General features: G+C 61.8%; 11 protein-coding genes. 7 read left to right on the top strand and 4 right to left on the bottom strand.

Going from position 1 to position 14,064, the window contains the following annotated elements:
- Positions 1-101: 101 nt before the first annotated feature.
- From R3F64_RS05605 to R3F64_RS05595, 3 genes are all read right to left on the bottom strand, one after another.
- Complete coding sequence (locus R3F64_RS05605) at positions 102-998, bottom strand: LysR family transcriptional regulator (RefSeq protein WP_085919396.1); 897 nt, start codon at positions 996-998, stop codon at positions 102-104.
- The gene (locus R3F64_RS05600) at positions 995-1,717 is read right to left on the bottom strand and encodes a haloacid dehalogenase type II (protein ID WP_332610280.1); all 723 of its coding nucleotides are present in this window, start codon (positions 1,715-1,717) and stop codon (positions 995-997) included. The genes R3F64_RS05605 and R3F64_RS05600 overlap by 4 nt, the downstream gene beginning before the upstream one ends.
- A gap of 72 nt (positions 1,718-1,789) precedes the next feature.
- Positions 1,790-2,698, bottom strand: coding sequence for a LysR family transcriptional regulator (locus R3F64_RS05595; RefSeq protein ID WP_085919398.1), 909 nt, complete (start codon positions 2,696-2,698; stop codon positions 1,790-1,792).
- Between the two features lie 175 nt (positions 2,699-2,873).
- Here R3F64_RS05595 and R3F64_RS05590 point away from each other — a divergent pair, with 175 nt between their 5' ends.
- Genes R3F64_RS05590 through R3F64_RS05580 form a run of 3 tightly spaced genes read left to right on the top strand, consistent with a single transcriptional unit; the run spans position 2,874 to position 7,021 of the window.
- A complete protein-coding gene (locus R3F64_RS05590; RefSeq protein ID WP_199284202.1) occupies positions 2,874-4,070 on the top strand; it encodes a CaiB/BaiF CoA transferase family protein in 1,197 nt (398 codons plus the stop codon).
- Positions 4,071-4,085: 15 nt separating this feature from the next.
- Positions 4,086-5,003 carry a hydroxymethylglutaryl-CoA lyase gene (locus R3F64_RS05585; RefSeq protein WP_199284203.1) on the top strand — a complete coding sequence of 306 codons (918 nt, stop codon included), beginning with the start codon at positions 4,086-4,088 and terminating at the stop codon, positions 5,001-5,003.
- Positions 5,004-5,029: 26 nt separating this feature from the next.
- Positions 5,030-7,021: an aconitate hydratase gene (locus R3F64_RS05580; protein ID WP_332610278.1), complete on the top strand. Its 1,992-nt coding sequence runs from the start codon at positions 5,030-5,032 to the stop codon at positions 7,019-7,021.
- 69 nt (positions 7,022-7,090) lie between these two features.
- Here R3F64_RS05580 and R3F64_RS05575 read toward each other — a convergent pair whose 3' ends face one another.
- Positions 7,091-8,146 carry a substrate-binding domain-containing protein gene (locus R3F64_RS05575; protein ID WP_332610276.1) on the bottom strand — a complete coding sequence of 352 codons (1,056 nt, stop codon included), beginning with the start codon at positions 8,144-8,146 and terminating at the stop codon, positions 7,091-7,093.
- Between the two features lie 129 nt (positions 8,147-8,275).
- Here R3F64_RS05575 and R3F64_RS05570 point away from each other — a divergent pair, with 129 nt between their 5' ends.
- The 4 genes from R3F64_RS05570 to fdhD are packed head-to-tail and all read left to right on the top strand — an operon-like array spanning position 8,276 to position 14,053.
- Positions 8,276-8,770: a formate dehydrogenase subunit gamma gene (locus R3F64_RS05570; protein WP_332610274.1), complete on the top strand. Its 495-nt coding sequence runs from the start codon at positions 8,276-8,278 to the stop codon at positions 8,768-8,770.
- Positions 8,767-10,323 carry a formate dehydrogenase beta subunit gene (locus R3F64_RS05565; protein ID WP_332610272.1) on the top strand — a complete coding sequence of 519 codons (1,557 nt, stop codon included), beginning with the start codon at positions 8,767-8,769 and terminating at the stop codon, positions 10,321-10,323. Before R3F64_RS05570 ends, R3F64_RS05565 begins: the two co-directional genes overlap by 4 nt.
- Positions 10,320-13,211: a formate dehydrogenase subunit alpha gene (gene fdhF / locus R3F64_RS05560; RefSeq protein ID WP_332610271.1), complete on the top strand. Its 2,892-nt coding sequence runs from the start codon at positions 10,320-10,322 to the stop codon at positions 13,209-13,211. Before R3F64_RS05565 ends, fdhF begins: the two co-directional genes overlap by 4 nt.
- The gene (gene fdhD, locus R3F64_RS05555) at positions 13,208-14,053 is read left to right on the top strand and encodes a formate dehydrogenase accessory sulfurtransferase FdhD (RefSeq protein WP_199284208.1); all 846 of its coding nucleotides are present in this window, start codon (positions 13,208-13,210) and stop codon (positions 14,051-14,053) included. Before fdhF ends, fdhD begins: the two co-directional genes overlap by 4 nt.
- The last annotated feature ends 11 nt before the right edge of the window (positions 14,054-14,064 follow it).

Raw genomic sequence — 14,064 nt, 5'->3', positions numbered from 1 at the left:
AAGGTGGGTAGCTGTATATTGGTGATTGATGAACCTGCCTTCTCCAAACGCGAAAGCTGGACGAGGAAAGTGCACAACAGCTGACTTGGAGAGCCCGCCAATCAACGCACCGCCGCGGCATTCACCAAATGGTCGACCAACACCCGGGCGGCCATGGAGAGCTTGTCCAAATCTTTCACATAGATACTCAGCCGACGCCGTGCCCAGCTGTCCCGGATCGCCAGCACCTTGACGTTGAGGCCATCGACGTACTGACGAATGGCACCGCGGGGCAACACGCCGATCCCCAGGCCTTCCTGGACCATCAGGCATAGCGCGTCGTAGCTGGTCACCTGAATACGGATACGCAGTGTCTTATTGACCATGCTGGCGGCGCGCATAATCTCCAGATTGATGGCACTCGCGGTATGCAGTCCCACATGGGGATAGTCCAGGCACTCGCGAAAATCGATCTGCTCCCGCTCGGCAAGCGGATGCTGCTTGGGGACCACCAGCACAAGGTCATCAACGTGGTAGGGAAACTCGATGAGGTCGTAGCCATGCAACAGTTGGGCGCAAACCCCGATATCCGCGTTGTTGTTCATGACCTCGCGGGTAATGATGGGGCTTACTTTCTCTTCCAACTGCACGCCAATATCCGGGTGCTGCTCGAAAAAAACGCGCATTTCGTTGGGCAGGTATTGCGTGATCGCTGACATATTGGCGAACACCCGCACCATGCCGCGTTGACCACTGGAATAGTCGCGCATCTGCAGATCGAGGTCTTCCAGATTATGCAGTACGCCACGGGATAGATTCAGCAGAGCACTCCCGGCGGGCGTCAGCACGATACCTCGATTGTTGCGCTTGAGCAGTGGCGTGTTGAAGTAGGCTTCCAGCTCGCTAAGCCGCTTGCTGACGGCCGAAGTCGCCATGAACGAAGCATCGGCCGCGCCGCTGATGGTGCCCGTTTCAGCCACGCGCACGAACAGTCTGAGTGAGGTCGGGTCGAGTTTCATAGCAGCTGTCGCGCCAGGTCGATGATGTCCTCGGCGACGAAATCGAAGCGGGGATCAATGGATAAATCAGGTGTGGCGTCGGGTCCGTGCTCCAGGGGACGCTTGATAAAGGCGGTGCGCATCCCCTGCCGATAGGCGGCCTGGAGGTCATCCTGATGCGCCGCCACCATCATTACCTGCGACGGCTTGAGGTCGAGCAGTCGCATTGCCATCTGATACACCTCCGGGTCACGCTTGTAGTGCCCGGCGAGCTCCGATGACAGCACGCAGTCCCAGGGCAGGCCAGCGTTGCGCGCCATGTTCACCAGCAGCGAGACATTGCCGTTGGATAGCGTGGCCAACACATAGCGCTGTTTTAGCTTTGAAAGCCCCTCAGCGCTGTCAGGCCAGGGCGTCAAGCGGTGCCAGACCCGGTTCAAATGGTCTTTTTCGGTTTCATCCAGACAGTCGGCCAGGCCATGGTCATCGAGCAACCGGTCCAGCGTCATCCGATGCAACTCGTCCAGCCGAGTCCATGGCAGTTCACCCTGGCGCACGCGATCCATCGCCGGTGCATAGCCTCCGCGCCACTCGTCAGCAAAGCGTGCCCAGTCGATGTTGAGGCCCTTGGCGTCACCCAACTGCTGGCCTTCCCGAATGACACTACTGCGCCAGTCCACCACCGTGCCAAAGACATCAAAGGTGAGGGCTCTCACCTCGCTTGCAATGCTCTCGGTCATGCCCTTCTCCTGGGTTGTGATGTTCATGCACGTTATCGCTTTGCCGATGCGTTTAACATGGTCGGTTTAAAGCTACAGAGGCTGTTCGGGGGTATGAGGCGCCAACAGGTGATCGACCAGGTGGCGGGCCACCAGCGGCAGAGTAGCGTAATGACGCATTCCCACCACCAGCTCGCGCTTGGCCCACTCGTCGGCCAAGGGGATCATGCATAACTTTAAATCTTTCAAATCGCGATACAGCGTCTGCTGGGGCAATACACCAACGCCCATGCCGTAGTGAATCATGCGGCAAATCGCATCAAAGCTGCGTACCTGAATTCGCATGCGCAGGGTTCTTCCCGCCTGGCTGGCCTGCTCATGCAGGAGCGATTGTAGCGACGTGTCCTGTTGCAAGCCTACAAAGTCGTATTCAGCGGCCTGATGCAAATGCAGCTGCTGATGAACAGCCAGCGGATGATCCTGCGGCGTCACCAGGACCAGCTGATCGCGCCGGTAGGGCTTTACCTCCAGCTCATCCGCCGCCACATGGCTGGCAAAAATGCCGATATCGGCCACGCCATCGCGCACGGCGGTAATCGCTTCACTGCTGGTACGTTCCTGCAGGTCGATCTTGATCTGCGGGTAGGTCAGGGCAAAGGCGCTTAAATCCTGGGGAAGAAAGGCGATGATCGCCGAGGTGTTGGAATGGATGCGCACATGACCGCGCACCCCTTCGCCGTATTCGCTCAGCTCGGCCTGCATTCGCGCCACGTCTTCGAGAATGCGTCGGGCATGGTGTAAAAACGCCCGGCCTGCCGGGGTAAGTTCAACTCCCCGGGGGCGGCGATACAAGAGTTCGGTGCCCACCAGCGCCTCCAGGTCGCTGACGCGCTTGCTGACCGCTGCCACGGCAAGGTGTTCACGCTCAGCGGCGGCGGTGAGCCGCCCCTCATCGGCAATGGCAACAAACAGTTTCAAGGTAACAAAATCAAATCGCAGCATCGCGCTGACCGCCCTGCTATTGGGGTAAAAGAACGTACCTCGCCATCTTAGGCTTCGTCCATGACGAACACCTAGTTCCTGATTGCTTAATTGTTCTCACACGCCAGCTCGCCGATGCTAGGTGGAAAACAAACTGACAATAACGGCATCAACAGGGTTATCAGGAGCTCTTATTATGACCACGCGCCAGCTTCCCCTCGATGGACTGAAAGTCGTAGAGCTTGGCCAACTGATTGCAGGCCCGTTTGCCACCAAGCTTCTCGGCGAATTTGGCGCTGACGTGATCAAGATCGAGCCCCCCGGCACCGGCGACCCCCTTCGTAAATGGCGGATTCTCGAAGAAGGCACCTCGCTCTGGTGGCATGTGCAAAGCCGTACCAAGCGCTCGGTAACGCTCGACCTGCGTACTGAAGAAGGCCAGGAAATGGTGCGCCGCCTGGCGGTAGAGGCGGATGTCATCGTTGAAAACTTTCGCCCCGGCACGCTAGAGGGCTGGGGGCTTGGCTATGAAGCACTGGCCGCGCATAACCCCGGGTTGATCATGGTGCGCGTTTCCGGCTTCGGCCAGACCGGCCCTTACCGTAACAAGCCAGGGTTCGGGGTCATCGGTGAGGCGATGGGCGGGCTGCGTTACCTGACCGGCCAGCCGGATGAACCCTCGGTAAGGGTCGGCGTCAGCATCGGTGATTCGCTATCCGCGCTATACGCCGTGATAGGCACGTTACTTGCTCTTCAGGAACGACAGCGCAGCGGCCTGGGGCAGGAAATTGACGTCGCGCTCTACGAGTCCGTCTTTGCCATGATGGAAAGCCTGCTGCCCGAATACGATGCGACCGGTCATGTCCGCGAACCCAGTGGTAGCGCACTGCCGGGCATCACGCCCTCGAATGCATACCGTACGCAGCAGGGTGACTATGTGCTTATCGCAGGCAACGGCGACAGTATTTTCAAGCGCCTGATGCAGGTCATTGGCCGCGACGACCTCGCGCAGAACCCTGCCATGGCGCATAACGATGGCCGTTCCCAGCATGCCCAGGCAATCGATGCCGCTATCGAGGCCTGGACCCAGACCCGGGAGCGCGACGAGATACTGCGCCTCCTGGAGGAGGCGCGCGTGCCGGCAGGCTACCCCTACACCGCTGCGGATATTGCCAACGACCCGCACTACCTGGCCCGCGAAATGATTCAGACCGTGACGCGTGCCGACGGTCGTTCGCTCAAGGTGCCGGGCGTCCTGCCCAAATTGAGCGCCACGCCCGGCAGGCTTGGGCAAGGTGGCCCGCCGCTGGGTGCCCATACCGATGAAGTGCTTGACGAGTTGGGCATCGATACCGAAACCCGTGAAAAACTGCGCCATGCAGGCATTATCTAACCTTGAGAGGGCACGATGGAGACGCTACAAATCAACGAAGTCGCTCCTCGGGATGGCTTTCAGAGCGAATCACGTTTTATACCCACCGACCAGAAGGTGGCGTTGATTGATGCCCTGACCGCCACCGGCATTGCGCGCATCGAGGCCACCTCCTTCGTGTCGCCCAAGGCGATTCCCAACCTAAGTGATGCCGCCGAGGTTGTCAGCGCCATTCAACGTCGTCAAGGCGTCGACATAACCGTGCTGGTACCTAACCTGAAAGGTGCTGAGCGTGCACTTGCCTGCGGTGTCGACGAGATCAACCTGGTGATGTCGGCAAGCGATGCCCACGGTCGGGCCAACCTGCGCATGACGCCCGAAGTGTCACTCCAGCAGTTTGCCAACATCATTAATACCGTCAGGGGCAGCGGCGTGTTTATCAACGCCTCGCTGTCGACGGCCTTTGGTTGCCCGTTTGAAGGCAATGTGCCTGAAGCGCGGGTACTCGACCTCATCGAACAACAGCTGGCGCTGGGCGTAGAGGGTGTCACGCTCTGCGATACCACCGGTGTTGCCAATCCGGTTCAGGTGAGCGCGCTGTGTGCTCAGGTACTGAAACGCTTCCCTGGCGTACCGTTTACGCTACATTTTCATAATACCCGGGGCATGGGCCTTGCCAACGCGCTGGCCGCCTGGCAGGTCGGCATTACCCGCTTCGATGCCTCGCTGGGAGGGCTGGGCGGCTGTCCCTTTGCCCCCGGCGCAACGGGCAATGTGTGCACGGAAGACCTGGTACACATGTTTGAGCAGATGGGAGTGAACACGGGTGTCAATCTGCCCGCGCTGCTTGAGGCCTGTGCCACTCTCCCCGATTTGATCGGCCACGACACCCCAGGGCAGGTAGGCAAAGCAGGCAGCGCCGATCGTCGCTATCCCCTGCCTGCCCAGGTGTAACGCAACTCCACCGACGGTGAATAACAATGACTCAGTCCGTGACATCCGCCCAACCTTTGAACCTTTCCCAGCAGTTAATCCAGCGCCATCTCGTCAGCGGCGAGATGATCCCGGGTAGCGAAATCGCTCTGGAGATCAACCAGGCGTTGCTTCAGGACGTGCTGGGCACACTGGTCATGCTGGAACTCGAAGCCATGGGCCTGGACCGTGTCCATACCCAGCCCAGCGTGCAGTATATCGACCACGGTCTGGTACAAGCGGACAACCTGAATGCAGAAACCTACCTGTTTCTGAAAAGTGCCTGCGAGCGTTTCGGCGTGTGGTACTCAGGCCCTGGCAATGGCATCAGCCACCCGGTGCATATGGAAAACTTCGGCGTCCCCGGTCAGTCGATCGTCGGCTGCGACAGCCACACCACGGCGGCAGGGGCGCTGGGGATGCTGGCCATTGGCGCAGGCGGTATTGAAGTCGCCATGGCCATGGCGGGCGAACCACTGTATATCACCATGCCCAAGATCTGGGGCATTAAGCTGGAAGGCCAGTTGCCCGACTGGGTGTCCGCCAAGGACATCGTTCTCGAGCTGTTACGTCGGCACGGCGTTGCCGGTGGCAAAAACACGATGATCGAATATTACGGCCCCGGGCTTGCCCACCTTTCCGCCATGGACCGCCATGTATTGGCGAACATGGGCACTGAAATGGGCGCGACGGCCACGGTCTTCCCCAGCGACGAAGAAACCCGTCGCTTTCTGGCGGCTCGCGGACGGGAGAGTGACTGGCAGCCACTGGCCGCGGAATCCGGCTGTCGCTACGAACTCAACGATCATCTTGACCTCGCGACCTTGGAACCCATGATCGCACTGCCTTCCAGCCCGGATAATGTCGTCACCGTTCGCGAAGCGGCAGGCCAGCCACTCCATCAGGCCTATATCGGCTCTTCAGGTAATCCGGGATATCGTGATTTTGCGGTCGTGGCGGAAATCGTCCGCGACCGACAGGTGGCCGACGGTGTCTCGCTGGACATCAACCCGTCTTCTCGTCAGGTACTCACCACGCTGATTCAACAGGGTTATCTGGCTGATCTTGTTGCCAGTGGCGCGCGACTCCACCAAGCAGGTTGTAACGGCTGTATCGGCATGGGCCAAGCCCCTGCCGTGGGGCTCAACAGCCTGCGTACGGTACCGCGTAATTTTCCGGGGCGCTCGGGCACACGGGAAGACAGCGTTTTTCTATGCAGCCCGGAAACGGCGGCTGCCTCGGCGCTGGCCGGGGTCATTACCGACCCACGAACGCTTTCCATGGCGTATCCGCGCATTACCGAGCCAGACAAGATAGTCATCAACCGTGCGCTGTTTAACGCGCCGCTGCCTGTTGAAGAAGCCCGCCTCAAGCCCCTGCAAAAAACGGACAACACACCGGCACTACCGGCGTTGAGCCCCCTCCCCGATACGCTGGAAGTACCCGTATTACTGGTCGTCGGCGACAACATTTCAACCGATGACATCATGCCTGCCGGTCAGCGGGTGCTGCCTTACTGGAGCAGCATCTATGCGTCGGCCCCATTCACGTTTGAAGCCGTCGATGATACCTACGCGACCCGTGCTGACACCACCCGCACCCAGGGCGGTCATGTGATTGTCGGCGGTGTTAACTACGGCCAAGGGTCAAGTCGCGAGAATGCCGCGCTGGTGCCCCGCTACCTGGGCTTGCAGGTGGTGATCGCCAAGAGTTTTGCCCGCATTCATTGGCAGAACCTGATTTGTTTTGGCGCCTTACCGCTCACCTTTTGCCACCCCGAAGATAGCGAGCGCTTGGGTCAGGGAGACATGATTGTGATCAGGGATCTTTACAACCAACTTGCCAAAGGCGATGACTTGATCGCCGAGGTCCCCGGCAAGGGGACAATGACCTTGCACCACGGGCTGACGGAGCGCCAGAAAACGTTGATTGCGCAAGGCGGCGTCATTAATCATTTGCGTGAGCGTAATGCTCAACAAGCGACGTCGACCAGCGGCTAACCAACGCCCGGCAGATAACCATCGAAAAGGGTTTGTCCAGTGACAGGCCCATGATCAACCAGTACCCCCTTATAAAAAGCTGCCGATCTCGATCACGCCGCCACACTGGCTGGGGCTATAGCCTGGCAGATACTGCACCGCTTCCTGGAAGGAAGCGCTGCGCAACACCTGCAAAAAGTCGGTAAATTGCGACTCTTTCAGGGAACGATGATGGCACGCCAGCAAGTAGTCTTCAGTGGCCAACGGCACAAAATCTAGCCCGAACCGCTGCGCGGCGGCCTCGACACCAAAGCCAACATCCGCCATGCCCGCCGCCACATAGGCCGCTACCGCCGAGTGGGTGTACTCCTCAACCCCGTAACCATTGACGTTGGCGGCTGAAATACCGGCCTCGGCCAGCAGGCTGTCCAGCAGTTCCCGGGTTCCGGACGACGCCTGCCGGTTGATAAACGTCACCGGCCTGTCGGCCAGTGCGGCAACGCCATCAATGCCCAACGGGTTACCTGGCGCCACCATTAGCCCCTGCTGGCGGGCGATAAATCCTATCAGCCGATGATAGCGGGGTTTGAGCAGGCGGCGGTATTTACGCCGTGCCTTTTCCCCCACAACCCCCCTGGGCAGGTGGCAGCCCGCCAGATCACAGCGGTCTTGGTTCAGGGCTGCAAGCGCTTCCAGCGAGCTGCAGTACTGCAGATAAAGCTGCAGCTCACCCAGATGCTGCGGCAGCAGCTCTATCGCAAACCCGTGGCTGGCGTGGAGGCGCAGGACGGGGTGCACGCCTTCCTGGTGCTGCTGAATGGCAAGGTTCAGCTCGGAGCTCAGGCTATCAAGCTGCGGGCTTAACCGAGCGGTGGCGCGCTGCTCGGCCCATAGCAGCTTCTCACCCAGCGGCGATAACCGCGCCCCTCGCCCCCGCGCCATTTCTACCAAAGTCACACCAAAGAACTCCCCGCCCTGGCGCAGTAGATTCCACGCGTGGCGATAGGAAATCCCCGCTTCCTCGGCGGCATGGGTCAACTTGCCGTGGCGATGAACCGCCCCCAGCAGGCGCAAAAGGTTGGGATCGAGCCGGTGCCCCTCTTCATCGCTAAAGCACCAGGTCGGCGTTACCTTGATCCGTTTCATAGGCACACTATTTCATATTTTTTAGTCAATAACTTGATGCTAGCTTTGTCTTAACCGTGATGCACGTCTTTTTAAATATGAAAAGCTGTGCATATTTAAAACATAATAAGCAGTTGTGAGGTGGGCATCATGAACCATTCCCAGGCGTGGGCGCCGCAGGCAATTCAGGCCGAGGTCGACGCCCTGAAGCACAAGCCCGGCGCCCTACTGCCGATCCTCCACGCCCTTCAGGATCGCATCGGCTTCATCCCAGAGGCAGCGGTACCCATCATCGCCGATGCCCTCCACCAGACACGTGCCGAAGTGCACGGTGTCATCAGCTTCTACCACCACTTTCGCACCACGCCGCCGGGGCGCCACGTCGTACAGATCTGCCGCGCAGAGGCATGTCAGTCGGTAGGGGCGCGTAAGCTCGAAGCCCACGCCAAGGCGCGTTTGGGGGTCGACTACCACCAGACCACGGCGGATCGCGAAATCACCCTCGAAGCCGTTTACTGCCTGGGCAACTGCGCCTGCGGCCCGTCGATCCGCGTGGACGACAGCATACGCGGCCGCGTCACGCCGGACGCCTTCGATGAATTGATAGATGAGCTACAAACCCGGCCGCTGGAGGTGATGGGATGAGCATTCGCGTTTTTGTCCCCCGAGATACCACCGCGCTTTCACTGGGGGCCGATACGGTCGCCAGCCGACTGGAGAAGGAGGCCGCCGCACGCGGCCAACCCATCACGCTGGTGCGCAATGGCTCCCGCGGTCTTGCCTGGCTTGAGCCGCTGGTGGAAGTTGAAACCCCCATTGGGCGCTTCGCCTACGGCCCCGTAACGCCGGGGGATGTAGCGGCGCTGCTCGACAACGGCTTGCTCGAAGGTAGCGTCAGCCATCCCCTGGCACTGGGCCCCACGGAAGAAATTGACTACCTCGCCCGCCAGCAGCGCTTGACCTTCGCGCGCATTGGCATCACCGACCCGCTGTCGATTGACGACTATCGCGCCCACAGTGGTTTTAGCGGCCTGGACGCAGCCCTGCAACGCGAGCCTCAGGACATCGTCGAGGAAGTCAAAGCCTCCGGCCTGCGCGGGCGCGGCGGGGCGGCCTTCCCCACCGGCATCAAGTGGCAGACCGTGCTTGATACGCCCGCCGATCAGAAGTACATCGTCTGCAATGCCGATGAGGGCGACTCCGGCACCTTTGCCGACCGGCTGGCGATGGAGTGCGACCCTTACATGCTGATCGAGGGCATGACCATCGCCGGGCTCGCGGTGGGCGCGACGCAAGGCTATATCTACCTGCGCTCCGAGTATCCGCTGGCGAAAGAGATCCTCGACGAGGCCATTCGCCGCGCCGAGAGCGCCGGGTATCTCGGCGGCGACCTCCTTGGCAGTGGCCACGCCTTCCACCTGGAAGTGCGTCTGGGCGCCGGTGCCTATATCTGTGGCGAAGAGACCTCGCTACTGGAAAGCCTCGAAGGCAAGCGCGGGCTGGTGCGCTTCAAGCCACCTCTGCCCGCAATTGAGGGCCTGTTCGGCCGCCCTACCGTGGTCAACAACGTACTCTCGCTAGCCGCCGTACCGTTCATTCTGGCCGAAGGCGCCGAGGCCTACGCCAATCACGGCATGGGCCGCTCGCGGGGCACCCTGGCACTGCAGTTGGCGGGCAACGTCAAGCGCGGCGGTCTGGTAGAGCTCGCCTTTGGCACTACGCTGCGCACGCTGATGGAAGACTTCGGCGGCGGCACAGCCAGCGGCCGCCCGCTACGTGCCGTGCAGGTGGGCGGGCCACTATGCGCCTACCTGCCCGAAAGCCAATGGGACATGCCGCTGGATTACGAAACCTTCGCCGAGGTGGGCGCAGGCGTGGGGCACGGCGGCGTGGTGGTGTTCGATGACAGCGTCGATATGGCCGAGCAGGCGCGCTTTTCGATGGAGTTCTGCAAGGTGGAATCCTGTGGCAAGTGCACACCGTGTCGTATCGGCTCGACCCGGGGGGTGGAGGTGATCGACCGCATTCGCGCCAACGACAATCGCGACGCCAACCTCACTCTACTCCACGACCTTTGCGAAACGATGGTCGACGGTTCGCTCTGCGCCATGGGCGGCATGACCCCCTTCCCGGTGCAGAGCGCCCTGAAACACTTCCCCGGCGACTTCCAGCGTCCGGCGAATGGAGACAGATCATGATTCAGCACTTCGACCCCAGCCAGCATGCCGGCAACGCTGGGCATTGCAAAGACCTTGGCACGCCCTTCCCTGCTCAGACCGTCGGCACTGCCTCGGTGAGCCTTGATATCGACGGCGTGACGATCAGCGTGCCGGAAGGCACCTCGGTACTGCGCGCGGCGGCGCTGGCGGATATCAACATTCCCAAGCTGTGCGCCACCGATAGCCTGGAAGCCTTTGGTTCTTGTCGGCTGTGCGCCGTGCAGGTAGAGGGGCGCCGGGGCTTTCCCGCCTCCTGCACCACGCCGGTGGTGGAAGGCATGAAGGTAACCACCCAGAACGAGCGGCTCGCCAAGCTGCGCCGCAACGTAATGGAGCTGTACATCTCCGACCACCCGCTGGACTGTTTGACCTGCCCGGCCAACGGCGACTGCGAGCTGCAGGACATGGCCGGTAGCGTCGGCCTGCGCGAAGTGCGCTACGGCTTTACGGGCGAGAATCATCTGGAGGCGGTCAAGGACGAGTCCAACCCCTACTTCACCTTCGATCCCAGCAAGTGCATCCTCTGTTCGCGCTGCGTGCGCGCCTGCGACGAAGTCCAGGGCACCTTCGCGCTAACCATCGATGGCCGCGGGTTCGAATCCAAAGTATCAGCAGGCCAGAACGACGCCTTCATGGACTCGGACTGCGTCTCCTGCGGGGCCTGCGTGCAGGCCTGCCCCACGGCCACGCTGATGGAGAAGAGCGTGATCGACCAAGGCGTGCCGGACCATAGCGTGGTGACGACCTGCGCCTACTGCGGCGTGGGCTGCTCGTTTGAAGCCCAGATGAAGGGCGACCAACTGGTGCGCATGGTGCCCTACAAGGGCGGCGATGCTAACCACGGCCACTCCTGCGTGAAGGGGCGCTTTGCCTTCGGCTACACCACCCACCCGGATCGCCTGACCACGCCGATGATCCGCGACAGCATCGACCAGCCCTGGCGGGAAGTCAGCTGGGAAGAGGCGATCGGCTTTGCCGCCAGCCGCCTGAAAGCCATTCAGGCCGAGCACGGCCGCGAAAGCATCGGCGGGATTACCTCCTCGCGCTGTACCAACGAAGAAACCTACCTGGTGCAGAAGCTGATCCGCGCGGCGTTTGGCAACAACAACACCGACACCTGCGCGCGGGTCTGCCACTCGCCCACCGGCTACGGCTTGAAGACCACGCTGGGCGAGTCGGCGGGCACCCAGACCTTCGACTCGGTGATGAAGTCGGACGCCATTATCGTGATCGGAGCCAACCCCACCGACGCCCACCCGGTATTCGGCTCGATGATGCGCAAGCGCCTGCGCCAGGGGGCGAAGCTGATCGTCGCCGACCCGCGCCGCATCGACCTTTTAAAGACCCCGCACATGAGCGAGGCCCAGCACCTGCCGCTGCGCCCGGGCACCAACGTGGCGCTGGTCAACGCGCTGGGCCACGTGGTGGTCACCGAAGGCCTCGAGGACACGGAGTTCGTCGCCAAGCGCTGCGATACCGAAGCGTACCGCGCCTGGCGCGACTTTATCGGCGAGGCTCGCCATTCGCCGGAGGCGACCGAAGCCATCACCGGCGTGCCCGCCGAGGCCGTTCGCCAGGCAGCACGTACCTACGCTACGGCGGGCAACGGCGCGATTTACTACGGACTGGGAGTAACCGAACACAGCCAGGGCTCCACCATGGTGATGGGCATTGCCAACCTGGCCCTGGCCACCGGCAACATTGGCCGCGAGGGCGTGGGCGTGAACCCGCTGCGCGGCCAGAACAATGTCCAGGGTTCCTGTGACATGGGCTCCTTCCCCCACGAGCTACCGGGCTACCAGCACGTGGCCGACCCCACCGCCCGGGGCCGCTTTGAGTCGGTGTGGGGCGTGACGCTCGACGACGAGCCGGGGCTGCGCATTCCCAACATGTTCGACGCCGCCATTGAAGGCACCTTCAAGGCGCTCTACGTACAGGGCGAAGATATCGCCCAGTCCGATCCCAACACCCAGCACGTCGAGGCGGCGCTCACGTCGCTGGACTGCCTGATCGTGCAGGATATTTTCCTCAACGAAACGGCCAAGTTCGCCCACGTGCTGCTGCCGGGTTCCAGCTTCCTGGAGAAGAACGGCACCTTCACCAACGCCGAGCGACGTATCAACCGGGTACGCAAGGTGACGGCCCCGGTGGCCGGCAAGGAAGACTGGCAAGTCACCCAGGATCTGGCCAATGCGCTGGGTTACCCGATGCACTACACCCATCCGTCCGAGATCATGGACGAGATCGCCCAGTTGACGCCAAGCTTCGCGGGCGTCAGCTACGCCAAGCTCGAAGAGCACGGCAGCCTGCAGTGGCCCTGCAACGCCGAGTACCCGCTGGGCATGCCGACCATGCACGAGGTTGAGTTCCCCATCGGCCTGGGGCGCTTTGCGATTACCGAGTACGTGGCCACCGAGGAGCGCGCCAATCGCCGCTTCCCGCTGCTGCTGACGACCGGGCGGATCCTTAGCCAGTACAACGTAGGGGCCCAGACCCGACGCACCGACAACCAGCGCTGGCACGATGAGGACGTGCTGGAACTGCACCCGTCTGACGCCGAGCTGCGCGGCGTGCGCGACGGCGACTGGCTGGGCATCACCAGCCGCTCAGGCCAGACAGTCCTGCGCGCGCGACTCAGCGAGCGTATGCAACCCGGCGTGGTGTATACCACCTTCCACCACCCCGGCAGCGGCGCCAACGTCATCACCACGGACAACTCGGACTGGGCCACCAACTGCCCGGAATACAAGGTCACGGCGGTGCAGGTGGAAAAAGTCAGCCAACCGTCGGCCTGGCAGCAGCGCTTTAGTGCCTTTGACCTGGCCCAGCGTGATTACCTGGCCAAGGCTCAGCAGGAGGCGCCATGAGTGCATCGATGAACGACACGGCACCAGCGCCGCAGTCCGCCCTGATGCGCCAGCAGGTGGAAGTGCACCGGGGTACTAACGGCTGGTACGCCGATGCCCAGGGGGATCTTCTGGCCTTGGAAAGGCCGGTGGCACTGGTCTACAACGGCATTTCTCACGCAGTGATGATGGCCAGCCCGACGGATCTAGAAGAGTTTGCCCTGGGCTTTAGTCTTTCCGAGGGTATCCTGGCCGATGTCACCGAGTGCTATGACCTCGATATCCATGAAGCGCCCCAAGGTTTCACCGTTCATCTCACCATTGCCAGCCAGCGGATGGCCGAACTCAAACAGCGCCGGCGCAGCCTGACAGGGCGCACCGGCTGCGGCCTGTGCGGCACCGAAGCCCTGGAGCAGGCCATCCGCCCGATTCCCCATGTGGTGGCGCCGCCTGTGAGCGATGGCGCCATTCAGCGCGCCCTGCAGGAACTGGCCGCCCACCAGCCGCTGCAGGCAGCCACTGGCGCCAGCCACGGTGCCGCCTGGTGCAATGCCCAGGGGCGCATCCAACGGCTCTGCGAGGATGTGGGCCGCCATAACGCCCTGGACAAACTGATTGGTGCCCTTGCCCGCGAGGCCAGCCCCCTCGACGAAGGGTTCGCGCTGGTCACCAGTCGCGCCAGCTACGAGATGGTGCACAAATGTGCCAGTGCCGGTATTGGTGCCCTGGTGGCGGTCTCCGCGGCCACGGCGCTCGCGGTGGAGCAGGCCCAGGCATCGGGCCTGCTACTGGCAGGCTTTGCGCGGCCCGGCCGCCACCTGATTTACCATCGCCCCACGTCGACGGCGATGGCCCATGGCTAAGGAGGTACGCA

It is taken from the genome of Halomonas sp. 5021 (assembly GCF_036663435.1).
Lineage (GTDB): Bacteria > Pseudomonadota > Gammaproteobacteria > Pseudomonadales > Halomonadaceae > Vreelandella > Vreelandella janggokensis.
The sequence above is the reverse complement of the archived record's forward strand: the minus strand, read 5'-3'. Positions and strand labels throughout refer to the sequence as shown.

Excerpts from the sequence above, each read along its gene's own strand:
- R3F64_RS05605 (WP_085919396.1), bottom strand. The coding sequence starts at position 998 with ATGAAACTCGACCCGACCTCACTCAGACTGTTCGTGCGCGTGGCTGAA.
- R3F64_RS05600 (WP_332610280.1), bottom strand. The coding sequence starts at position 1,717 with ATGACCGAGAGCATTGCAAGCGAGGTGAGAGCCCTCACCTTTGATGTC.
- R3F64_RS05595 (WP_085919398.1), bottom strand. The coding sequence starts at position 2,698 with ATGCTGCGATTTGATTTTGTTACCTTGAAACTGTTTGTTGCCATTGCC.
- R3F64_RS05590 (WP_199284202.1), top strand. The coding sequence starts at position 2,874 with ATGACCACGCGCCAGCTTCCCCTCGATGGACTGAAAGTCGTAGAGCTT.
- R3F64_RS05585 (WP_199284203.1), top strand. The coding sequence starts at position 4,086 with ATGGAGACGCTACAAATCAACGAAGTCGCTCCTCGGGATGGCTTTCAG.
- R3F64_RS05580 (WP_332610278.1), top strand. The coding sequence starts at position 5,030 with ATGACTCAGTCCGTGACATCCGCCCAACCTTTGAACCTTTCCCAGCAG.
- R3F64_RS05575 (WP_332610276.1), bottom strand. The coding sequence starts at position 8,146 with ATGAAACGGATCAAGGTAACGCCGACCTGGTGCTTTAGCGATGAAGAG.
- R3F64_RS05570 (WP_332610274.1), top strand. The coding sequence starts at position 8,276 with ATGAACCATTCCCAGGCGTGGGCGCCGCAGGCAATTCAGGCCGAGGTC.
- R3F64_RS05565 (WP_332610272.1), top strand. The coding sequence starts at position 8,767 with ATGAGCATTCGCGTTTTTGTCCCCCGAGATACCACCGCGCTTTCACTG.
- fdhF (WP_332610271.1), top strand. The coding sequence starts at position 10,320 with ATGATTCAGCACTTCGACCCCAGCCAGCATGCCGGCAACGCTGGGCAT.
- fdhD (WP_199284208.1), top strand. The coding sequence starts at position 13,208 with ATGAGTGCATCGATGAACGACACGGCACCAGCGCCGCAGTCCGCCCTG.